At 62.5% G+C, this 22,222-nt stretch carries 15 protein-coding genes; 10 read left to right on the top strand and 5 right to left on the bottom strand.

Annotated features, from left to right (window positions below; genetic code table 11):
* The 4 genes from B5G09_RS03645 (at nucleotide 1) to B5G09_RS03630 (ending at nucleotide 9,366) form a co-directional block, all read left to right on the top strand.
* On the top strand, nucleotides 1-933 hold the full coding sequence (locus tag B5G09_RS03645) for an ROK family protein (RefSeq protein ID WP_087404063.1): 933 nt from the start codon (nucleotides 1-3) through the stop codon (nucleotides 931-933).
* Entirely contained in the window at nucleotides 930-2,198 is a 1,269-nt protein-coding gene (locus B5G09_RS03640; RefSeq protein ID WP_087404062.1) for an MFS transporter, read from the top strand. The genes B5G09_RS03645 and B5G09_RS03640 overlap by 4 nt, the downstream gene beginning before the upstream one ends.
* A complete protein-coding gene (locus B5G09_RS03635; RefSeq protein ID WP_087404061.1) occupies nucleotides 2,195-4,807 on the top strand; it encodes a DUF4962 domain-containing protein in 2,613 nt (870 codons plus the stop codon). The genes B5G09_RS03640 and B5G09_RS03635 overlap by 4 nt, the downstream gene beginning before the upstream one ends.
* Nucleotides 4,808-5,256: 449 nt before the next feature.
* Complete coding sequence (locus B5G09_RS03630) at nucleotides 5,257-9,366, top strand: hybrid sensor histidine kinase/response regulator transcription factor (RefSeq protein WP_087404060.1); 4,110 nt, start codon at nucleotides 5,257-5,259, stop codon at nucleotides 9,364-9,366.
* 131 nt (nucleotides 9,367-9,497) lie between these two features.
* Here the strand turns inward: B5G09_RS03630 and B5G09_RS03625 are convergent, their stop codons facing one another.
* From B5G09_RS03625 to B5G09_RS03610, 4 genes are all read right to left on the bottom strand, one after another.
* Entirely contained in the window at nucleotides 9,498-10,439 is a 942-nt protein-coding gene (locus B5G09_RS03625) for a ribose-phosphate pyrophosphokinase (protein ID WP_087309152.1), read from the bottom strand.
* A gap of 83 nt (nucleotides 10,440-10,522) precedes the next feature.
* Nucleotides 10,523-11,116 carry a ribosome biogenesis GTP-binding protein YihA/YsxC gene (gene yihA, locus B5G09_RS03620; RefSeq protein ID WP_087404059.1) on the bottom strand — a complete coding sequence of 198 codons (594 nt, stop codon included), beginning with the start codon at nucleotides 11,114-11,116 and terminating at the stop codon, nucleotides 10,523-10,525.
* 175 nt (nucleotides 11,117-11,291) lie between these two features.
* The gene (locus tag B5G09_RS03615) at nucleotides 11,292-12,755 is read right to left on the bottom strand and encodes an acyloxyacyl hydrolase (protein ID WP_087404058.1); all 1,464 of its coding nucleotides are present in this window, start codon (nucleotides 12,753-12,755) and stop codon (nucleotides 11,292-11,294) included.
* Between the two features lie 508 nt (nucleotides 12,756-13,263).
* Nucleotides 13,264-14,658 (bottom strand): arginine decarboxylase, encoded by a 1,395-nt coding sequence (locus B5G09_RS03610; RefSeq protein ID WP_087309154.1) that lies wholly within the window; start codon nucleotides 14,656-14,658, stop codon nucleotides 13,264-13,266.
* Nucleotides 14,659-14,877: 219 nt separating this feature from the next.
* Between B5G09_RS03610 and B5G09_RS03605 the strand changes: the two genes are divergently transcribed.
* The 6 genes from B5G09_RS03605 (at nucleotide 14,878) to B5G09_RS03580 (ending at nucleotide 21,102) form a co-directional block, all read left to right on the top strand.
* On the top strand, nucleotides 14,878-15,651 hold the full coding sequence (locus B5G09_RS03605) for a hypothetical protein (RefSeq protein ID WP_087404098.1): 774 nt from the start codon (nucleotides 14,878-14,880) through the stop codon (nucleotides 15,649-15,651).
* A 147-nt stretch (nucleotides 15,652-15,798) separates the two neighbouring features.
* Nucleotides 15,799-17,139 (top strand): sigma-54 dependent transcriptional regulator, encoded by a 1,341-nt coding sequence (locus B5G09_RS03600; protein WP_087404057.1) that lies wholly within the window; start codon nucleotides 15,799-15,801, stop codon nucleotides 17,137-17,139.
* Between the two features lie 17 nt (nucleotides 17,140-17,156).
* On the top strand, nucleotides 17,157-17,681 hold the full coding sequence (locus B5G09_RS03595) for an LptE family protein (protein WP_087309156.1): 525 nt from the start codon (nucleotides 17,157-17,159) through the stop codon (nucleotides 17,679-17,681).
* Between the two features lie 5 nt (nucleotides 17,682-17,686).
* Nucleotides 17,687-18,163 carry a hypothetical protein gene (locus tag B5G09_RS03590; protein WP_087404056.1) on the top strand — a complete coding sequence of 159 codons (477 nt, stop codon included), beginning with the start codon at nucleotides 17,687-17,689 and terminating at the stop codon, nucleotides 18,161-18,163.
* Between the two features lie 11 nt (nucleotides 18,164-18,174).
* Nucleotides 18,175-18,564 carry a preprotein translocase subunit SecG gene (secG, locus tag B5G09_RS03585; RefSeq protein ID WP_087404055.1) on the top strand — a complete coding sequence of 130 codons (390 nt, stop codon included), beginning with the start codon at nucleotides 18,175-18,177 and terminating at the stop codon, nucleotides 18,562-18,564.
* A 312-nt stretch (nucleotides 18,565-18,876) separates the two neighbouring features.
* Nucleotides 18,877-21,102 (top strand): glycoside hydrolase family 3 C-terminal domain-containing protein, encoded by a 2,226-nt coding sequence (locus B5G09_RS03580; protein ID WP_087404054.1) that lies wholly within the window; start codon nucleotides 18,877-18,879, stop codon nucleotides 21,100-21,102.
* Nucleotides 21,103-21,227: 125 nt separating this feature from the next.
* On the opposite strand, the gene B5G09_RS03575 is transcribed toward B5G09_RS03580, so the two are convergent.
* Complete coding sequence (locus B5G09_RS03575; protein WP_087404053.1) at nucleotides 21,228-22,205, bottom strand: hypothetical protein; 978 nt, start codon at nucleotides 22,203-22,205, stop codon at nucleotides 21,228-21,230.
* Nucleotides 22,206-22,222 lie beyond the last annotated feature (17 nt).

Raw genomic sequence — 22,222 nt, 5'->3', positions numbered from 1 at the left:
ATGGAACGTCATGCCATAGGAATCGACCTGGGCGGCACTTCGGTGAAGTACGCCCTGGTCGCCGCTTCGGGGCGGATCCTCTACGCCGGGGAGCATGGCTCCCGGGCTGCGGAGGGTGCCGAAGCGGTTCTGGATGCCATCCTGGGGGGTGTTGAGGCCTGTCGGGCCTTTGCCGCACGCGAGGGGCTGACGCCCGACGGCGTGGGGATCGGAACCCCCGGAGTGGTCTCGGACGACGGCCGCACGGTGCTGGGCGGTGCCGAGAACATCGCGGGGTGGGAGAACCTTCCCCTGGCGGATCGGATCGAGTGGGCGGCGGGAATGCGCTGTGCAGCCTGCAACGACGCCAACGCCATGGCATGGGGTGAGACGCTCTACGGTGCGGCGCGCGGTGCGACGGACGTGGTCTTCGTGACGGTGGGGACCGGCATCGGCTGTGGCGTGCTTATCGGCGGGCGGCTCTTCCGCGGCTACCGCAACCGCGGCATGGAGATGGGTCACATCACGGTCAAGTGCGACGGCGAACGGTGTGCCTGCGGCGGGGTGGGGTGCCTCGAGCACTACGCTTCGACGGCGGCGCTGGTGGCGCGTTACCGCGCGCTGAGCGGCGCGTCGCAGGCCGACGGCCGCGAGGTGGTGCGCCGCTACGGAGCGGGCGATCCGGCGGCGGTTCAGGCTCTGGAGGAGCACTGGATGTACCTCTCGCACGGCATCGCCTCGATGATCAACCTCTTCGCACCGCAACGGATCGTCGTCGGAGGCGGCATTTCGGAATCGGGCGAATTCTACTTCGAGCACCTGCGCGAGGGGGTTCGCCGCCAGGTGATGGCCGTCTGCGGCGGGGAGACTGAGATTGTTCCCGCGCAGCTGGGCAACCGGGCCGGAAGCCTCGGTGCCGCGGGGCTGATCCTCGGGGAGGGGGCGCAACGATGAGACGCAGCTACGCCCTGGTGGGGCTGATCATGCTCTTCTGGTTCGTCATTTCGTTCATCACGGACATCATCGGACCGCTGATTCCCGATATCATCGACAACTTCCACCTGCAGCACCTTGCGCTGGCGGGCTTCATCCCGACGTCGTTCTTCGTGGCCTACGGCATCATGTCGATCCCCTCGGGGCTGCTGATCGAACGCTTCAGCCAGAAGACGGTCCTCACGGCGGGCTTTGCGCTGCCGCTCATCGGGTCGCTGCTCTTTGCCCTCGTGCCGACCTTCCCGGTGCTGCTGGCCTCGTCGTTCACCATCGGACTGGGCATGGCCATGCTGCAGACGACGATCAACCCGCTGACCCGCGTGGCGGGCGGCGAAGAGAACTTCGCCTTCTTTTCGGTCATGGGCCAGCTGGTCTTCGGGGCGGCGTCGTTCGTCAGCCCGCTGGTCTACGCACGGCTGGTCGCACGCCTCACCTCGGGTGAAACGCTCCACGGCCTGACGGGCTGGCTGCAGTCGCTGACCCCCGCCACGCTGCCGTGGGTCTCGCTCTACTGGCTCTTTGCCGTGATCCTGGTGGCGGTGATCATCGTGGTGCTGGCGGTCCGCTTCCCGCGGCTGGAGCTGCAGGAGAGCGAACGCAGCGGCGGCCTGCACTCCTACCGGGAGCTGCTGAAGAATCCGCGGGTCTACCTCTTCTTCCTGGGCATGCTCTGCTATACGGCCTCGGAACAGGGCGTGGCCAACTGGATCTCGGAGTTCCTGCGGCAGTACCACGGCCTCGATCCGCAGACGGTCGGCGCCCCGACCGTCGGACGCTTCTGGGGCTACATGTCCGTGGGGTGCCTGGTGGGGCTCTTTGCCCTGAAACTCTGGGATGCGCGCGACGTGCTGAAGGTGGCCGGCGTGCTGGCCATCGCTTCGCTGCTGGCGGCGCTCTTCGGAAGTGCCGGGGTGGCGCTGGTGGCCTTCCCGGCCGTGGGATTCTCCATCTCGGTGATGTTCTCGATCGTCATGTCGCTGGCGCTGAACTCCGTCGACCGTTACCACGGTTCGTTTGCCGGCATCCTCTGCACGGGTATTGCCGGCGGAGCCCTCGGTCCGCTGATTGTCGGCTGGCTGGGGGATCTGGTGGGGCTGCGCCTGGCGCTGCTGTTCGTCTGCGTGACGATCGCCTATATCGTCGGCATCGCCTTCTGGGCCCGGCCGCTGGTCGACAACAAACGCTGCTCGCTGCGTGAGCTTTTCCATAAAAAGAACCGATCATGAACCGAATCGTCATCCTGGCCGCCGTGCTGCTGACCGCCGCGGCCGTCCCAACACAACTCCCGGCCGAAACGCGGCATCCGGCCGAACAGCAATCCGCCGCCGCATCTCCGTCTGCGGATGGTGAGTGGCTTCCGGCCGAACAGCACCTCGACAAACAGGCGTTGAGGCCCCGCTACCGGCAGAGGATGCAACCCGCCGGCGGCGTTCCCGTGACGCAGAACCCGCCGGCGCTGCTCTGGCCCGCGGGCGGTGACGACGTGACGGGCTACCGGATCGAACTCTCCCCGTCGCCGGAGTTTCCGGCCGCGCAGACCCTCACCAGCGAACAGCCGTGGGCCGTCTGGGCGCTTCACCGTCCGCTCGCGCCGGGCCGCTACTGGTGGCGGGTGACGACCTTCACCCGGAAGGGGGCACCGCAACGCTCCGCAGCGTGCGAATTTGTCGTCGCGGACTCCGCGCGACGCTTCGCCACCCCGACGGGCGACGAACTCATACAGCGCCTTGCCGCGCAGTCGCATCCGCGCCTCTACGTGACGGCGGACGGCATCGGGGCGCTGCGCCGCCGCTCTGCGGCGAATCCCGAGGCGCAGGAGTTCCTCACCCGGGCTCGTCGCCGGATCGACATGGAGCCCGTTCCGGTGGCCCCGACGCGGCCGCGCGACACGACGGGCATGAGCCCCTTCCAGAAACGCTCGCTCATCAACTTCATGTACCACAAGTTCGGCGAGGTGGTGACCCAGCCGATTGTCGACTTCTCGCTGGCGTGGCTGCTGACGGGTGACGAGGCGTGGCGTACGGCCGTGGTGCGCCATGCGCGCTATGTGGCCTCGCTGCCGGTCGACAGCGACGCCACGTCGGAGGATTTCAACCGCTCGGCCATCATGTACGGACTGGCCTTCGGCTACGACACGGCCTGCGAACGGATGACCGACGACGAACGGGCCGCCGTGCTGGAGGCGATCCGCGTGCGGGGCGAACGCTTCTACCGGCAGTATGTGCGCGATTTCGAGTGCCACTCGATGGATAACCACGTCTGGCAGCATACGTTCCGCAACTTCCTCTTCACGGCCCTTGCCACACTGGGCGACCTGCCCGAGGCCGAGCAGTGGCTGCGCTACTGCTACGAGGTGTGGTGCGGCCGCTTCCCGATCCTGGGGGGCGACGACGGCGGCTGGCACGACGGCAGCAGCTACATGCAGGCCAATCTGGTGACGTTCATCTACGTGCCGTTCGTCCTTTCGCGGCTCACGGGGAGCGACTTCTTCGCGCTGCCGTGGTACCGCAACCTGCCTTCGTTCCTGGCCTACTCCTTCCCGAAGGACTCCTACGCCACGGGGTTCGGTGACGACTACGAGAAGATGACCTCGCCGACACAGCTCTACATGGGTTTTGCCGATGCGCTGGCCCGCGAGACGCACAGCCCGCTGGCACGCTGGTATGCCGACCAGCTGATCGGTGCGGATCCGGCGAACCTCTACCGCTCGAAGGGCTTCATGCTCTACCGCATCCTGACGGACAAACCGCGTGATTGCGTGGCGCCGGAGCCTCCCGTACGCAATACGTCGCGCTTCTTCCCCGATGCGGGCTTCTCGCTCATGCATACCGATCCGGCCGATGCCGGGGACGATCTGATGGCGGCCTTCTTCGCCCTTCCGTTCGGCTCGACGGGCCACGCCCACGCCGCCCACAACGGCTTCACGATCAACTACGGCGGCCGGCCGCTCTTCGGCGGTACGGGCTACTACTCGAACTTCAACGACCGCCACACGCTGCTGCACTACCGCACGCGGGGCCACAATACGCTGCTCATCGACAGCCTGGCGCAGGTCATCGGCGAGAACGGCTACGGATGGCTGGCGCGCTTTGCCGACACCGAGGCGCTGACCTACACGCTGGGCGACGCCTCGCACGCCTACGACTCGATCCGCACGCCGTTCTGGATCGACCGCATGGAGAAATCCGGCGTCGAGTATACACGGGCGAACGGTCTCGGTGACCCGGGTGTGACCCGTTTCCGGCGTCACTTCCTCTTCCTGCGCCCCGACGTGATTGTCATCTACGATGATCTGGCGGCCCGCCAACCCGTCACGTGGACCTGGCTGCTGCACGGCAACAACCGCCTGACGCGCTGCGGTGCTGCGGCCGTCGAGACGACGAACGGCCGGGCTACAGGACGGATGGACCTCTTTACGGCAGGACCGCTGCAGTTGCGCATCACCGACGAATTCTTCTCGCCGGCCATCAACTGGAAATGCCGCACGGGCCCCGACGGCCGCGTGCTGGAGTATGCACGGCAGTGGCATTCGGAGTTCACCCCCGAGGGGCGGAGCCGCACGCAGCGTTTCCTGGCCATCTTCCGCATCACGCCCGAGGGGGCCCGGCCGCTGAAGCTCACGCAGCGTGCCGACGGAACGATCCGCGTCGGGGAGTGGACCGTCCGGGCCGAACTGGACGGCAGCCGGCAGCCCCGCCTCGAGGTGACCGACCGCCGCGGAAACGGCGTGCGCTACAATACCGGGGCATCGACCGTTGCCGGCAGTACGCTGATTCTCCGCCCGGGGGTTCCGGCTCGCGAACTGGTCGATACGGTGCCGGCTTCGGTGCGCTGACCGCCCGCGAAGTGGTCGATACGGTGCCGGCTTCGGTGCGCTGACCGCCCGCGAAGTGGTCGATACGGTGCCGGCCTCGGTGCGCTGACCGCCCGCGAACTGGTCGATACGGTGCCGGCTTCGATGCGCTGACCGCTCGCGAACTGGTCGATACGGTGCCGGCTTCGATGCGCTGGCTGCCCGTGTGCGTGGAGAAGGGGCGTCGCTGCTCTGCTCTCCGGTACAATCCGAAGGAGGGTCAGCTTTCCGTCCCGTCCCGATTTCCGAAAGGCCGATCGGCTCCGCCGCTGCGTCGGTCGGCCTTTTTGTTGCCCGGCCGGTACGGCCGGACAACAGCCCCGGAAGCGGAAAGCCGGTGCCTGCACGCCGAAAATAGCCATCCGGCCGACGGCGTTTGCGAAAAAAATCGTATCTTTATCTCCTGCAAATTCGGTTACGCTACTACGCCCATGGTTGGATTTCGACATACGTTCTTCACGCTGTTCCTGCTTCTGGTGACCTTCCCGCTCTTCGGAGCCATTGAATTCCGAACCCTCTCGGTCAACGACGGCCTCTCGCAGTCGACCGTACTGGCCATCACTCAGGATCCGCTGGGCCGCATCTGGATGGGAACGCAGGACGGTCTGAACTGTTACGACGGCTACACCTTCCGCGTCTACCGTCATGTCGAGGAGGATCCGCAGAGCCTCGACGACAATGCGATCAGCGCCCTGCTCAGCGAAGGCCGCTATCTCTGGATCGGCACCTCTTCGGGGCTTTCGTGTTACGACGCCTCGACGCAGCGTTTCGAGAATTTCCGCCTCGAGGGCTACCGCATGCAGGTCTCCGACATTGCCCGGCAGGGGGACGGCAATCTGCTGCTGGCCACCGATCTGGGCATCGTGCTTTTCGACCGCCGGAGCCGTCGGCTCGAGATTCGTACCTACCTGAAGGGAATCAGCGCCCATACGATCTGCCCCTCGCCCGACGGCTTTCTGGTCGGCACCTCCGACGGCGTCTACACCTACTCGTCGACCTACGGCAATGCCATCCGCGTCCTTCCGCAGATGGCACGCTTCGACGTGGCCAGCATCGTGGCCGCCGACGGCGGCTACTGGGTCGCCACCCACGGCAACGGCCTCTACCGGCTGGACACCCATCTGCAGGTGGTCGAACGCTATTCGGCGGCACGGAATCCGGGACTTGTTTCGGACTATATCCGCGTGCTGCGCCGCGACTCCGAGGGGCGTCTCTGGATCGGCACCTTCGACGGACTTTCGATTCTCGATCCCCGTACGGGGCGTTTCGACAAGTATGTCTACACCTCCCGCCCCGGATCGTTGAGCCACAACTCCATCCGGGCGATCTTCATCGACAGCCAGCGCGGCGTGTGGCTCGGCACCTATTACGGCGGTGTGAGCTACTACCATCCGCTGGCCCGGCGCTTCGGGGTGCTGAGCCACGATCCGGCGCGCAATTCGCTGGGTGACAATACGGTGAGCTGCATCGTCGAGGATCCTTCGGCCGAGAGCCTCTGGATCGGCACCAACGACGACGGCGTGAACCGGTATGACCGCCGTACGGGCCGCTTCGAGGAGTTCAACGTGGCCTCGGGTTCGCTGCTCTCGAACAACGTCAAGTGCATCCTGCCCGACGGCCCCGACCGCCTCTGGATCGGGACCCATGCCGGCGGACTCACCCGCATGGAGACGTCGACCCGGCGCACGCACCACTATCCGGTCAACGCCTCGATCCCGATCAACAACAGCTGCTACGCCCTGCTCAAGGACGACGACGGGATGCTGTGGGTCGGGACGCTCAACGGCCTGCTGCTGTTCGATCCGGCAACGGGACGCTTCCGGCCCCATCCCTGCGCGGACCTCGAACCCCGGCTGGGGATGCTGCCCGTCACGACGCTCTTCCGCGATTCGCAGCAGCGCGTATGGATCGGCACCCAGGCGGGACTTTATCGCTGGGAACCGGATCAGCGACGGGTCATCGCCTGCGATCTGACCACCGCGGAGGCTGAATTTACCCCCCCCCGACTGCAGGAGGTCGTAATCATGAGCGTTACGGAGGATTCGCACCACGATATCTGGATCGGTACCCGGCAGGGGCTCTACCGCTTTCGGTCGAAGATGCCCGGATTCAGACGCTATGCGGTGGCCGACGGACTTCCCAACGACGTCGTTTACGGTATTCTGGAGGACGAACTTTCGCGTCTCTGGATCTCGACCAACGCCGGACTGGCCTGTTTCGACATTCAGAAGGAGACGTTCCGCAACTACACGCTGCGCGACGGCCTGGCCAACAACCAGTTCACCCCCTATGCCTATTGCCGCAGCCGTGACGGGGCCTTCTGGTTCGGGGGACTGGGCGGCATCACCTGGTTCCGGCCTCACGAACTGGTCGACAACCCCTTTGCCCCCGTGGCCCGGATCACGGATGTCGTGGTGACCGATGCCGAGGGAGACCGCCGCGTGCGGATCGAACGCGATTCGGTGGGTCAGGTTGTGCGGGCGGCCTTTCCGTCGATCCGCAACATCTTCACCATCCAGTTCGTGGCGGTCAATCCGCTGGCCGGCGGGCGCAATACCTTCGCCTACAAACTCGAGGGATTCAATACGCGGTGGTACGAGACCTCGCATCTGGAGGCCAACTACTCGAACCTCAAGCCCGGACACTACCTTTTCCGGGTGCGTGCGGCCAACAACGACGGCCGCTGGAGCGACGAGGTGGCAACGGTTGCCATCCGCGTGCTGCCGATGTGGTGGCAGACGCTGGCGGCCCGGCTGCTGTGGGTGCTGCTGGCGCTGGGCGCCGTCGGCGGGGTGATTGCCGCCATTGCCGGGCGTATGCGGATGAAGGTGCAGCTGCAGATGGAGCGCCTCGAAAAGGAGTCCATCGAGGAGCTGAGCCAGGAGAAGATCCGCTTCTACATCAACCTTTCGCACGAACTGCGCACGCCGCTGACGCTGATCCTCTCGCCGCTGCAGGAGATCCGCGACCACGGCACGTCGGACAAATACGTCGTCTCGCGTCTGGACTATATCCGCCGCAACAGCCTGAAACTCCTGCACATCGTCAACCAGATGCTGGATTACCGCAAGGCCGAACTCGGCGTTTTCCGCATGCGGGTGGCGCTTCAGGACGTGGATGCCATCGTGGCGGAGGTCTTCTCGCTGTTCGAGGAGGCGGCCCAGAACCGGGACATGGATTATATTCTCAGTTCGGACCTCAAGGGCGAGGCGCTGCCCGTCGACCGGATGTTCCTCGAGATGATGCTGACGAATCTGCTCTCGAACGCCTTCAAGTTCACGCCCGACGGCGGGATCATCCGTGTGACGCTGCAACGCGGCGAGGGGTGTTTCCGCATCCAGGTGCGCGACAACGGTATCGGCATCACGCGCGAGCAGCAGGCACACGTCTTCGAGCGTTTCTATCAGGGCGACGAATCCTCGTCGGGTTCGGGGATCGGCCTTTCGATCGTCCACCGGATCGTTGAACTCCACCAGGGAAGCGTCACGCTGAGCAGCGAACCCGGCCGTTTCACGGAGTTCACCATTACGCTGTCGGACGATCTGGAGAGTTATCCGGCCGAGAAGCGGGCCCGGGAGAACGACATTCGGGGATCGATCATCCGTGATGCGGGGAAGTCGCTGCCCGAGGCGTGGCTGGGTGTCGACGGGAGTCCGCTTCCGGCGGAGGAGTCCGATGCCCAGACGCGCGGGACGATTCTCGTTGCCGAAGCGGATGCCGAGGTGGCGCGTTACGTGGCGGATTATTTCCGCCAGCACTATCGGGTCGTTACGGTATCGGACGGAAACGAGGCGCTGGAGCAGCTGAAGAGTCTTGAGCCCGATCTGATCATTGCCGACCGGATGCTGCCGGGGGTCGACGGACTGAAGCTTTGTCAGACGGTGAAGCAGAACATCCGCACGTGCCATATCCCGGTGGTGATGCTGGCTCCCGATGGGGGCCTCGAGGAGCAGATCACGGGTATCGAGGCCGGAGCGGACAGTTACCTGCCGATGCCGCTGTCGATCACGCTGTTGGCGGCCAAGGTCCAGAACCTGCTGAAGGCCCGTTACCGGATGCGGCACCACTATTCGGACGATGCGGAGATCGATCCCGACAAGATTACCTCCAATTCGATGGACGGGGAGTTTCTCAAGAAGGCGATCCGCATCGTCGAGGAGAATCTGGACAACGAGGAGTTTTCGTCGAACGATTTCAGCAAGGCCCTGTGTATGAGTCGTTCGAACCTTCACCTGAAGATGAAGTCCATTACGGGCGAGTCGGCCACGAAATTCATTCGCAAGATTCGGTTCAACCGGGCCTGCCAGCTGCTGCTGGAGCGTAAATATTCGATTGCGGAGATCAGTTCGATGGTGGGCTTCAATTCGCCGTCGTATTTTGCCACGAGTTTCAAGAAGCATGTCGGGTGTCTGCCGACGGAGTATGTTCGGGCCCGCACGCGCGGCGATCGGGACAAGGAGAGCCGCGACGGACGTGATGGACGCGACGGGCGTGAAACCGGCCGCTCCGGGCAGGAGAGCCGCGAAAACCGGGAGAAATAACTTTTCGGTCCGCGGCTTGCCCGGGGTCGGCAGAGTAATTCCAGTCGGATGGGATCTGCGTTAAAAAAGCCCCCGGCGACAGTCTGTCGCCGGGGGCTTTTCGTTTTCGGGCCGGAGCCTTTCGGGGCGGCCTATTTGAAGAAGATCGAGGAGATCTCCTTGTAGTTGTGGACGCGTTCGATGACGTCGGCAAAGATGTCGGCCACCGACAGCACCGTAAACTTGTGCAGATCCTTGTCGGGGTTGAGCGGAATGGTATCCGTGACGATCACCTCCTCCAGGGCGCTGTCGTTGATGCGCTCGTAGGCGGGACCCGACAGCACGGGGTGGGTGATGGCTGCGCGCACGCTCTTCGCACCGCGCGACATGAGCATGTCGGCGGCCATGCAGATCGTACCGGCTGTGTCGATCATGTCGTCGACGATCAGGATGTTGCGGCCCTCGACCTCACCGATGGCGGTCATCTTGCCCACGACGTTGGCCTTTGCGCGCTCCTTGTGGGAGATGATGATCGGCGTACCGAGGTGTTTGGCATAGGTGTTGGCCCGTTTGGCGCCGCCCATGTCGGGCGCGGCGATCGAGAGGTCCTCGATGTTGAGGCTCTTGATGTAGGGGACGAAGATACCGCTGGCGTAGAGGGCATCCACGGGGACGTCGAAGAATCCCTGGATCTGATCGGCGTGGAGATCCATCGTCATGACGCGGTCGACGCCGGCGGCCATCAGGAGGTTGGCTACCAGTTTGGCTCCGATCGGCACGCGGGGACGGTCCTTGCGGTCCTGACGGGCCCAGCCGAAGTAGGGCATCACGGCAACGACCTTGTAGGCCGAGGCGCGGCGTGCGGCATCGATCATCATGAGCAGTTCCATGAGGTTGTCCGAGGGCGGGAAGGTCGACTGGATGATGAATACCGTGCAGCCACGGATCGATTCGTTGTAGCAGGGCTGGAATTCGCCGTCGCTGAAGCGCAGGACTTCGACCTGACCGAGAGTCGTGCCGAAGCTGGCGGCGATTTTCTTGGCGAGATACTCCGAACCGCGGCCGGAAAAGATTTTGATTTTGTGGATAGCCATAGGTTACGAGGATTTTGACGATGCAAAGATAGGATAATAGGATGAAAAAATGCGCCGCGGGGGGCGCTATTTTTCAACAAATGTTAAACTTTCAGACAGGAGTCGATGAAATCGAGAATTTCGTCGCGTCCGAGCCCCTGTTCGGAGGAGCTGACCAGCATCGGAGGCAGCTCTTCCCACTGTTCGGCGAGGGCCTTTCGGAAACGTTCGATGCTCTTTTCGCGCTGGGTTTTGGAGAGTTTGTCGGCCTTGGTGAAGATGATGCCGAAGGGGACGCCGTTCTGGCCGAGCATCTCGATGAAGCGCAGGTCGATGCGCTGGGGTTCGAGCCGGATGTCGACCAGCACGAAGAGGTAGTGCAGTTTTTCGCAGCGCAGGACGTAATCGGTGATGATACGCGAGAATTCGCCGCGCTGGAGCTTCGACGTGCGGGCGTAACCGTATCCCGGAAGATCGACCAGATACCACGAGTCGTTGATCCGGAAGTGGTTGATCAGACGTGTTTTGCCGGGTGTTCCGGAGACTTTGGCCAGCCCCTGACGGCCGGTCAGCAGGTTGATCAGCGACGATTTGCCGACGTTGCTGCGTCCGATGAAGGCGATGTCCGGCAGATTGTCCTTGGGGACCTGGGAGATCCGCTCGGAGGAGCATTTGAATTCGGCTTTCGAGATTTGCATCGGTCCGGTTTTTTCGGCAAAGATAGTGTTTGTCACGGGGATCACCAAATTTCGGGTCGCGAACCCTTCGTGAGCAGGCATTTGCCGGGGCATCGGTTCAGACCGCCGTTCTCCGTCTCCCGGCCGCCGTTCTCCGTCTCCCGGCTGCCGTTCTCCGTCTCTCGCCCCGCCGGCGTCAGCGGTGGCGCGGGTACTTGTTGTTGAAGCGGTATCCGACGCCCAGCATCAGGAAGTTGGGCATGTGGAAGTCGCGCAGGCTGTAGCCGATGTGGACGAACGAACTGTGGGTGACGGCAACCTTGAGGGTCAGCATCTGGTAGAACGACCTGAGGTCGCCGCCCTTGTGCAGGACGTTGACACCCAATCCGATGCCGATGTTGAAATAGGGCATGACAAACTCGCCGCGGGCCGAAATCCCGAGGGCGATCTGGCGGTCGAATCCCGGATTGACGGTTTCGATCTCGGCCGTCGAACCGAGCTGTTCGATCGAGGAGGCCGCGATGACGTTGGCGCTGCCGTCATAGACGCCGTCCAGCGAGACGCCGGCGCGGAACTTGTAGCCGAAGTTGTACATCGGCGCAAAGTTGAATCCCACGACTGTGTAGGCATCCGGGGCGGCATATTGCTTGTCGCCGACCTCGATTCCCTTGCGGCGCCACGACCCGAAGAGGACCAGATCATAGCTCACGTGGCGCGGGAAGGCGGGACCGAGTGTCCGGGGAGTGGTTTCTGGCGAGAGGCGTCCGAAATTACAGGTCAGTCCGATGCGTCCGCCGAGCGAATTCAGCCCGGCGTTCGGGTATTTGGTGTTTCCGTTGGAGAAGTGGGTGAGGGCCACGCCGGCCGTGAGGTCCACCTCGCGCAGGATGCGCCAGCGGAGCAGCAGATCGACGTTGAGGTAGGCGTTGATCTTCGACCCCATCATCTTGTTGTTGGGGTTCGTGTTGAGATCGTAGGGCTGCCAGCCGAACGAGAGACCGAAGTTCCACTCGTAGTCGAAGGTCAGCCGCGGAGCCAGCCGTGCGATGCGGGCCCCCTGGAAGAGGTACAGGGCCACGGGATTGCCCAGTTCATCGGGGCGCTGGAAGTCGTAGTAGGCCACGCCGAGACCCTGATAGGCGCCGCCGTAGATGCGGTCGGGGGTCGACCCGGGGCGGAACTGGAACGCATAGCGGAGGTGTCCCGAGAGGGCGAGGTCAATGGGGAGTCCGGTGTTGTTTTCACCCCGCAGGAAGGGATTGGTCGGGAAGATGTACTCGGGGCGGAATTCGGCTCCGAGACGGTGCATGAAACGGCGTCCGGAGGTGTTGTCATCGGCAAAAGCCTTTTGACCGAGGTTCCGACGCTCCGCACCGAAACGGTTTGTCGAGGTGTTCCCGAAGCGCAGCGGGCTGTTTTTGCCGGTTTGGTTGCCGGTCCGGAGTCCGGTTTGTCCGTTCGGAGCGGTGCTGCCGCCTTCGGCCCGGCCGGCCCGGTATCCGGCCTCATAACCGGCTTGATATCCTGCTTCGTAGGCGTTTTGGCATCCCTTGAGAGAATCGCACTCCGTGCCGGGATTTTGTCCCCGGGCGAAGCCCGCACCGCATGCGATCACTCCGGTCAGGAGCAACAGGATTCGGCGTCGGAGGGATCGGTTCATGGCAGGTCGGATGCGTTTTTTGTCGTCGAAGATACGAATTTTTTCTCCATTCCGGCTCTGCGGGGAATGTAAAAATGAAAAAGACCCTGTTTCCGATTGAAAGCAGGGCCTTGGTTTTTTGCGTTTTGTGTGTCCGGGGCTTTTCCCGAGGGCTGGGACGGCCGGTTTGTCTTCCAGGGAGGCGCTTGGCCTTTTCCCCGTTCCGCGTCCGGGATTTTTCCCAAGGGTTGGGGCGGCCGGTTTGTCTTCCGGGGAGGCACTTGGCCTTTTCCCCGTTCCGCATCCGGGATTTTTCCCAAGGGTTGGAACGGCTGGTTTGTTGCTTTCGGGAGACTTGGAGGCTCCTTCGGTCTCTTTTGATCTCCTTCGGTTGCGGTCTCTCTCCCGTGGCCTCTCCGGCTCTTTCCCGTGGCCTCTCCGGCTCTTTCCCGTGGCCTCTCCCGGCTCTCTCTTGCCTGGCCCCCGCAGCCCTCCCCCCCCCTCAGGCCCACCTCTTGCGGGCCCCGGGTCAGTAGCCCAGGATGCGGAGCATCGAACGGTAGGACTGCTCCTTGGCGAACAGACGCGTGTAGTACTCGTTGTTGGACTTGTCGCGGTCGATGACGATGTGCTTCGGGGCGGGGATCAGGCAGTGCTGGATGCCGCCGAAACCGCCGAGCGACTCCTGGTAGGCTCCCGTATGGAAGAAGCCGATGTATTGGGTGTTGCCGGGTTCGAGTTTCGGGAGGAAGATGGCGTTCGAGTGGCACTCGGAGTTGTAGAAGTCCTCGCTGTCGCAGGTCAGACCGCCGAGGAGCACGCGCTGGTACTCCTTGTCCCAGTTGTTGATGGCCAGCATGATATAGCGCTGGTTGATACCCCAGGTGTCGGGCAGCGTGGTGATGAACGACGAGTCGATCATGTACCAGTTTTCACGGTCGTTCTGCTGTTTCTGGTTGACGATCGAGTAGAGGGCGGCGCCGCTTTCGCCGACGGTGAAGGATCCGAATTCGGTGAAGATGTTCGGCTCCTCGATTCCGTTTCGCTGGCAGATGTTCTTGATCTGGGCGACGATCTCCTCGGTGAGGTATTCGTAGTCGTATTCGAAGTTGAGCGAGTTCTTGATCGGGAAACCTCCGCCGATGTTCAGACTGTCCAGTTCGGGGCAGATGGTCTTCAGTTCGCAGTAGACGTTCATGCACTTCGACAGCTCGTTCCAGTAGTAGGCCGTGTCCTTGATGCCCGTATTGATGAAGAAGTGGAGCATCTTGAGCTGGAATTTCTTGCTGTTCTTGAGTTTCGACTTGTAGAACGCGACGATGTCGTTGTATCGGATACCGAGTCGCGAGGTGTAGAAGTCGAACTTGGGCTCCTCCTCGCAGGCGATGCGGATGCCGACCTTGCATTTTTTGGTGAAGGCATCCTCGAAGAGGTCGAGCTCCTCCTTGTTGTCCAGCACGGGGATGGTGTTCGTGAATCCGTCGTTGACCAGCTGGGCAATGTTTTCGACATACTGCGGGCGTTTGAAGCCGTTGCAGATGATGTAGCGGTCCTTGTCGATGATTCCACTGTCGTAGAGGGCGTTGATGATGTGGATGTCGTATGCCGAGGAGGTTTCCAGGTGGATGTCGTTCTTCATGGCCTCTTCGAGCACGAAGGAGAAGTGGCTCGACTTGGTGCAGTAGCAGTAGTTGTAGGAGCCCTTGTAGTCGACCTTTGCCATGGCCACGTTGAACATGCGTTTGGCGCGGTTGATCTGCTGGGAGATCTTCGGCAGGTAGGTGATCTTGAGCGGGGTTCCGTACTGTTTGATGATCTCCATGAGGGGGATGTCGTGGAAATTGAGCTCGTTGTCCTCGACGGAGAACTCATCCTGCGGGAAATCGAACGACTGTTCGATCAGGTCGATGTACTTGTCTTTCATGGTCGGTTCAGGGGCTTTTCGACAATCCGGCTCGGCTACATGGCGAAAATATGGCGGAAGTAGCTCGATTGGATTTTCCAAAATTTCGGGATGCAAAGTAGGTGAATATTTTTCTTTTAACCAACACTTTGTCCGAATATTTTGAAAAACCGGGTCATATTTTGCTTTTTTCTCTGAAAAAGGGTATTTTTGGAGCCGGATTCAAAGCTGCATTCGATCGTGTTGATAGCTGTTCTCACACAATATCTGGAGTCGCACAAGCGGCTCGTCATACCTCAGCTCGGGGCGTTCATCGTCAAGGAGCCGGGGCAAAGCATCCTGTTTTCGGAGCTGCTCAAGCGGGACGACGGTGTGCTGCGGGGCCTGCTGCGCGAGCAGGGAATGGGTGATCTGGAGGCTGCCGGGGAGATCGACCGGCTGGTTTTCGAGGTTCGCCACGCCGTGGAGCATGGCGAGGAGTACCGGCTCGAGGGGTTCGGAACCCTGAAGCCCGGTCCCAACGGAACGATCGCCTTCCATTACGAGCCGCGCCCTGCCGAATCACCGGCGGCAGGTTTGACACCGGCTGCGGCCGGAGCGGAGCCTGCCGGATCGGCGTCCGAGGCTTCGGAGCGTGAAATCCCGGCTGACGGACGCAAGACGCCTCATGCTGCGCATGTCCATCCCGAACGGGTGGCCGAGGCGGTGCGCACGGCCTTTACCGAACCGCATGTGTCGCGTTCGGCGAAGATGAATCCCGATCCGTCGGTGCGGGGTCTGCGCTACGGCAAGCCGCCGAAGAATACCGATGCCTACACCTATGTCGACCGGCCGCCGCGTCGGCGGGCCGACTGGTTCATCTGGATCGGGGTCGTTGTGGCGGTATTGGCGTTGGGGGCCATTGCCTTCGGGCTTTGGAACGATGCGCGCGAGAAGCAGGCGGAGACCGAAGTGATCGAACTGCCGGTCGTCTCGACCGACGAGGCGCCGCAGGCCGCTGCCGGGGCTGAATAAACTCCGTGCGGGGGGCGCCAGGTGCCGAATAACGTGCTGCGGGCGTGAAGCCGCTGCCGGGACCGAATAAACCCGAGTCGGGGGGGGGGGAAATCCGACTTGATTCGGATGTTTTTGACAGATTGAATAGCCCGAACAGACTGAAAAATGACAGAAATAACCACCGTAAAACAACGCTTCGGCATCATTGGCACCTCGCCCCTGCTGGACAGGGCGCTGGAGGTGGCGCTGCGTGTTGCGCCGACCGACCTGACGGTTCTGGTCACCGGAGAGAGCGGCGTGGGCAAGGAGTTCTTTCCGCAGGTGATCCACGCCTACTCTGCGCGCAAACACAATAAATATATCGCCGTCAACTGCGCGGCCATCCCCGAAGGGACGATCGACTCCGAGCTCTTCGGGCATGAAAAGGGGGCCTTCACCGGGGCCGTCGAGGCGCGTAAGGGGTACTTCGAGGAGGCCGACGGCGGGACGATTTTCCTGGACGAGGTGGCCGAACTTCCGCACTCGACCCAGGCGCGTCTGCTGCGCGTGCTGCAGACGGGCGAATTCATCCGCGTGGGGTCGTCGAAGGTTCAGAAGACCAACGTGCGGGTGGTGGCGGCCACGAATGTCAACCTTCCGGAGGCCATCTCCGCGGGACGCTTCCGCGAGGACCTCTACTACCGCCTGGCGACGGTTCCCATCACGGTTCCGGCGCTGCGCGAACGTCCGGACGACATTCCGCTGCTGTTCCGCAAGTTTGCGGCCGACGTGGCCGTGCAGTACCGCATGCCGGCCGTGACGCTCGACGATGCGGCACGCGATATGCTGAAGAGCTACTACTGGCGGGGCAATATCCGCCAGCTGAAGAACGTCGCCGAGCAGATTTCGGCCATCGAACAGGTGCGGGTCATCACCCCCGAGGTGCTGGCCAAATACCTGCCGCCGCAGGAGGGGACCTCGACCATGGCGGCGGCCGGCGCCCCGCGCATGGACGATCAGACGATGTCCACCGAACGCGAACTGCTCTACAAGGTGCTCTTTGATCTGCGGGCCGACATCAACGACCTGAAGCGCATGATGGCCGAACTGCTCCGCAACGGCGGAGTGGCGGCTTCGGAACCGGTCCGCGATATCCGGGCGCTGCTCCCGACCACGACCCCGGGGCGTTACGTTCCGGCGGTGCAGACCCCGGGAGCCTACGGCCATCAGGTGGCGCCGGGCTACGGACCCACGGCAGGCCAGCCCTGCGGCCCCTCGACGGGCCAGCCCTGCGGACCGACGGTGGGGACGGCCGACGTGCAGCCTTCGGCGCCGATCTATGCCGAGAGCGAGGAGGTGACCGACGAACCGCCCCGCGAGAAGACCAAGGCCGACATGCAGCGCGAGCAGATCATCCGCGCCCTGAAGCACAACAACGGACGCCGTCGCGAAGCCGCTGCGGAGTTGTTCATGTCCGAACGGACGCTGTATCGTAAAATCAAGGAGTTGGGCATCGAGGATGTCTGACCGCCAAATACCGCGAAATGAAACTGAAACACAGAAATCTGAAACTCTTCCTGGCGACCGCGGGCGTGTGCCTGCTGACGGCGTGCGGCGTGTCGATCAAATATTCGTTGTCGGGCGCCTCGATTCCGCCCGATGCGAAGACCTTCTCGGTGGCCTACTTCCCGAACAACGCCACGATGGTCTCGCCGATCCTGAGCTCGACGCTCACCGACGCGCTGGTCGACATGTTCTCGCGGCGGACGCGGCTCATGCAGGTCGACGAGGGGGGTGACTTTGCCTTCGAGGGTGAGATCACGAACTATACCTCGACCACCTCGTCGGTCTCGAGCGACGACTACGCGCTGTTGAACCGCCTGACGATCACCGTCAAGGTGCGCTTCACGAATGCCCTTGACGAGAAGGCGTCGTGGAACCGCACCTTCTCGGCCTACGAGGATTACGAATCGACGCAGCTGCTGACCGAGGTCGAGGGAACGCTCATTCCCGAGATTGTCGACAAGATCGTAACCGACATCTTCCAGGCTTCGGCCTCCAACTGGTAACCGGGATGGCGGATCTGAAGCAATATCTCATCGAAGCGGCCGCGGCGCAGGGCGGACTGGATGCCGCCGTGGCGGCCGTGCCGTGGTTCATGCCGCTGCGGGTGCTGCGCGTTGCGGAGCGGGGCGGGATGGACCCGCGGGTGGAGCTGATGGCGCCGTGGCGTGCGGAGAGTTCGCTGTGCGGCGAGTGGGTGGATGCCGGGGCGTTGCTCCGACGCACCTCGGAGGAGATCATCGACACGTTCCTTCAGGAGCGGGACCTGCGTATCGTGGCGCGAGACGACGAACCCGAGGTGGAGGTGCGTCTGCAGCCCGATCTGGACGATGACGACGAGGTTGTCAGCGAGGAACTTGCCGAAATTTATCTTTCGCAGGGGCTTCGGGAGCGGGCCGCAGCGATTTATCGCAAATTAAGTTTGCTAAATCCCGAAAAAAGTGTTTACTTTGCCGAGTTAATTCGCAAAACGCAGAACAATAATTAAAATTTGATGATATGTTATACACGATTTGCATTGCGCTGATCCTCATTGCGAGTGTTCTGGTTATCCTCGCGGTATTGGTGCAGAACCCCAAGAGCGGTATGGCCGCCAACTTCGGAGCCTCGAACCAGGTGATGGGTGTCCGTGAGACGACGCACTTCCTGGAGAAGTTCACCTGGGCGATGGCCATTGCCATTGTGGTGCTGAGTCTGGTAGCCACGCTGGCCATGGACAGCACGAAGGTTGCCGAGAGCAACTCGGAGATTGCCAAGGATGCCAAGGCTCTTCAGGAGCGGATGCTTGAGACGGAGGCTCCGGCCGCAATGCCGCAGGCCGAGATCCCGGCCGCCGGGTCGACGACGGAGACGCCTGCCGAGACGCCTGCCGCCCAGCCTTCCAAGTAGTCCGGGCCGACGGGGGGAGAGGAATGAACGCCGAATCGAGAACCTCCGATTAAGAATTGTGTACGAACGGGACCTGAAACCCTGAAAAACCGGGGGAGGGAAAAAAAAGGGGGACTGAAACCCTGAAAAACCGAGGACCTGAAATCCTGAAGAACCGGGACCTGAAATCCCGAAAGGAAAACCTGAAAAGATCGTGGTGAAAACCGCGATCTTTTTTTGTTCGAATAATCCGATAAATACCGATTTTTCGTGTAGGCATTGCCGCGCTATTTATTATCTTTGTACTTAATTATTGCTCAAATCATAATCCTGATGAACCTGAACTTTTTGAAAACGATCCCGGTGTTGCTGCTTTTTGCAGGTTGCGCCGGAAACGGGGGCTCTTCGACCACGGTAGCCTCCTACCTGAATGAGAACCTCCCGCTGGAAGAGCGGATCGAAGACGCTCTTTCCCGCATGACCCTCGAAGAGAAGGTGGCCGTGCTGCACGCGCAGTCGAAATTCTCGTCGGCGGGAGTGCCGCGACTCGGCATTCCGGAACTCTGGTGTACGGACGGCCCCCACGGAATCCGCCCCGAGGTGCTGTGGGACGAATGGAACCAGGCCCGCTGGACGAATGACTCCTGTACGGCATTTCCGGCCCTGACGTGCCTGGCCGCGACGTGGAATCCCCGCATGGCGGCCCTCTACGGCCGTTCGATCGGAGAGGAGGCCCGCTACCGCGAAAAGGATGTGCTGCTGGGTCCCGGCGTGAATATCTACCGCACCCCCTTGAATGGACGTAATTTCGAGTATATGGGCGAAGATCCCTACCTGGCCTCGCGGATGGTGGTTCCCTATGTCCGCGAGGTGCAGAAGAACGGCGTGGCGGCCTGCGTGAAACACTTTGCGCTCAACAATCAGGAGACGCGCCGCCACTCGGTGAATGTGGTTGTGGACGACCGGGCGCTTCGCGAGATCTACCTTCCGGCCTTTGAGGCGGCCGTCAGGCAGGGCGGAGCCTGGTCGGTGATGGGTGCCTATAACAAATACCGGGGGGAGCACTGCTGCCACAACCGGTACCTGCTCAACGACATTCTGAAAGGTGAGTGGGGCTTCGACGGAGCGGTGATCTCCGACTGGGGCGGAGCCCACGACACGAAACAGTCGGCCGAGAACGGACTGGACCTCGAGTTCGGCACCGGAACCGACGGACTGCGGGCCGGAACGCGCAACGCCTACGACAACTACCATCTGGCATTCCCTTACCTGGAGATGCTGCGCCGGGGCGAGGCCGATCTGGCGACGCTGGATGACAAGGTGCGCCGGGTGCTGCGGCTGAACTTCCGCACGGCGATGAATACGCACAAGCCCTTCGGGTCGTTGAACTCTCCGGAGCATCTGGCCGCGGCCCGGCGGATTGCCGGCGAGGGCATGGTGCTGTTGAAGAACGACGGCGGGGAGCTTCCGCTGGATTCCGTGGCGGTGAAGCGGTTGCTGGTCGTCGGGGAGAACGCCGTGAAGATGATGACCGTCGGCGGGGGCTCCTCGTCGCTGAAGGTGCGCCACGAATATACGCCGATGGAGGGGATCCTCGAGGCGGTGGGCGATCGCTGTGAGGTGACCTTCGAACGCGGATACGTGGGTGATCCGACGGGCTCCTACAACGGCGTCGAGACGGGCCAGGACCTCTCCGAAACGCGCAGCGAGGAGCAGTTGATTGCCGATGCCGTTGAGGCGGCAAAGCGGGCCGATGCGGTGATCTTCGTGGGCGGACTGAACAAGAGCGCCTATCAGGACTGCGAGGGCACCGACCGTCGGCAGTACGGGCTGCCCTACGCGCAGGATCGGGTGATTGAGGCCCTTGCGGCGGCCAATCCCCATCTGACCGTCGTGCTGGTTTCGGGCAATGCCGTGGCCATGCCGTGGCTGGATCGGGTCCCGGCGGTTCTGGAGGCCTGGTTCTCGGGTTCGGAAACGGGACATGCGCTGACCGACGTGCTCTTCGGACGGGTGAATCCGTCGGGCAAGCTTCCCTTCACCTTCCCCGTCCGGCTGGAGGACAATGCGGCGCATGCCATGGGCGAATTCCCGGGCGGCGATTCGGTCCGCTACAACGAGAGCATTCTGGTCGGTTACCGCTGGCACGATACGAAGGCGATCCGTCCGCTGTTTGCCTTCGGCCACGGCCTGAGCTATACGACCTTCGAGATCGGCAACGTGAAGGCCGACCGTACGACGCTGACGCCGAAGGGCGTGTTGCACGTGACGGCCGATGTGACCAATACGGGCGATCGGGCGGGCGCCGAGGTGGTCCAGCTCTATATCGGAGACGAGGAGTCGTCGCTGTCGCGCCCCGTGAAGGAGCTGAAGGGCTTCGAGAAGGTGCAGCTGGCCCCGGGCGAGACGCGGACCGTTACGTTTGAAATTGCCCCCGAGGCGCTGCGTTACTACGACGACACGAAGGGACAGTGGGTGGCTGAACCGGGACGCTTCACGGCCTATGTGGGGGCAGCCTCGGATGATATCCGCGGCCAGGTGGAGTTTACGCTCGAGTAACCCTTTGCGGCTTTTGGCCGCAGAAACAGCGGGCCCCGCAATCCGATCGGATTTGCGGGGCCCGCGTCTTTGTTGCGGAGCACCGAACGGGAGGGGAGTCCTCCCGCCCGCCTGCCCGAATGGGCTCAGAAGGTGTGCACGATGAAGGGCTTGCGGCCGATTTCGGCGGCGAACTGCGGGAATCCGCTTCGGTACATCTGTCCGGTCTGCAGCAGATGAACCTCTTCGGCCCCCATGATCAGGTAGAAATCGAGGAACGATTTCAGGAAGACCTGACTCTCGCCCGGATAATTCATGTGGGCTACCTCCCCGGGGATGACGTAGGTCCGGGGCAGCTGCCGGACGCGGTTGAGGAACGTGATGCTGTCGGAGGTCACCAGAATGCGGCGGGATTGGGGCACGCAGCCGATCAGTTCCGCGAGTTTGTCCAGACACTTTTCGATGAGTCTCTCCCGTTCGGGTTCCTCCAGCACCGGGAAGGGCCCCTCCCTGAAGTCGCCCAGCAGCTGTTGGAACCGGAGCGTGAAGGAGACGTAGGGGCCGTTCAGCTGTCGGCGATTCTCGTCGATGGCCTGCTGCAGCAGCGGCGAGGGTTTGAAGAGTTCACCGAAAGATCGGCTCCACGCCTTGCGGCAGAGCATCGTGTTGGTGTAGAGGTGATACTGCGTGTGGGAGTCAGAGCGCAGCTGCCGGGCGACTGCGCATCTGTCCCAGATCTCCTCGCCGGGGAGATCGAACGTATAGCGAGCCACGGGCTGTGAATAGGGGGTTTCGTAGACAATCTGCCGGGGATCGATCCGCCAGTCGTAGCGGGCGGGCTCCAGAAACAGCTGCAGGTCGAACGGATAGCACCAGTTGATGCGAAACGGGATGTCTCGTTTTTGGCACAGGGCGTAGATACCCAGACAGCCGCGGATGCGGTCGGCCATTCCGCCATGCAGCGTGCGGCCGTCGATCATCAGGATGACCATCCTCCGGTGCAGATCGAGCGGTCTGTCCGAGGCTTGGTAGTATTGGTTGGAAATCTCGGCCCGAATATGGCCCTGGTGACGCCTTTTGTCCCGGATCAGTTGATGGATCTCGTGCACGGAGCGGAATTTCATGCTTGCGGATATTGGTC

The organism is Alistipes sp. An54, assembly GCF_002159375.1.
Classification (GTDB): domain Bacteria; phylum Bacteroidota; class Bacteroidia; order Bacteroidales; family Rikenellaceae; genus Alistipes; species Alistipes megaguti.
This window is presented reverse-complemented; position numbering and strand designations above follow the sequence as displayed.

Coding starts and splice junctions, on each gene's coding strand:
- B5G09_RS03580 (WP_087404054.1), top strand. CDS start 18,877: ATGAACCTGAACTTTTTGAAAACGATCCCGGTGTTGCTGCTTTTTGCA.
- B5G09_RS03595 (WP_087309156.1), top strand. CDS start 17,157: ATGAAACTGAAACACAGAAATCTGAAACTCTTCCTGGCGACCGCGGGC.
- B5G09_RS03590 (WP_087404056.1), top strand. CDS start 17,687: ATGGCGGATCTGAAGCAATATCTCATCGAAGCGGCCGCGGCGCAGGGC.
- B5G09_RS03625 (WP_087309152.1), bottom strand. CDS start 10,439: ATGGCTATCCACAAAATCAAAATCTTTTCCGGCCGCGGTTCGGAGTAT.
- B5G09_RS03630 (WP_087404060.1), top strand. CDS start 5,257: ATGGTTGGATTTCGACATACGTTCTTCACGCTGTTCCTGCTTCTGGTG.
- B5G09_RS03610 (WP_087309154.1), bottom strand. CDS start 14,658: ATGAAAGACAAGTACATCGACCTGATCGAACAGTCGTTCGATTTCCCG.
- B5G09_RS03600 (WP_087404057.1), top strand. CDS start 15,799: ATGACAGAAATAACCACCGTAAAACAACGCTTCGGCATCATTGGCACC.
- B5G09_RS03575 (WP_087404053.1), bottom strand. CDS start 22,205: ATGAAATTCCGCTCCGTGCACGAGATCCATCAACTGATCCGGGACAAA.
- secG (WP_087404055.1), top strand. CDS start 18,175: ATGTTATACACGATTTGCATTGCGCTGATCCTCATTGCGAGTGTTCTG.
- B5G09_RS03640 (WP_087404062.1), top strand. CDS start 930: ATGAGACGCAGCTACGCCCTGGTGGGGCTGATCATGCTCTTCTGGTTC.
- B5G09_RS03615 (WP_087404058.1), bottom strand. CDS start 12,755: ATGAACCGATCCCTCCGACGCCGAATCCTGTTGCTCCTGACCGGAGTG.
- yihA (WP_087404059.1), bottom strand. CDS start 11,116: ATGCAAATCTCGAAAGCCGAATTCAAATGCTCCTCCGAGCGGATCTCC.
- B5G09_RS03645 (WP_087404063.1), top strand. CDS start 1: ATGGAACGTCATGCCATAGGAATCGACCTGGGCGGCACTTCGGTGAAG.
- B5G09_RS03635 (WP_087404061.1), top strand. CDS start 2,195: ATGAACCGAATCGTCATCCTGGCCGCCGTGCTGCTGACCGCCGCGGCC.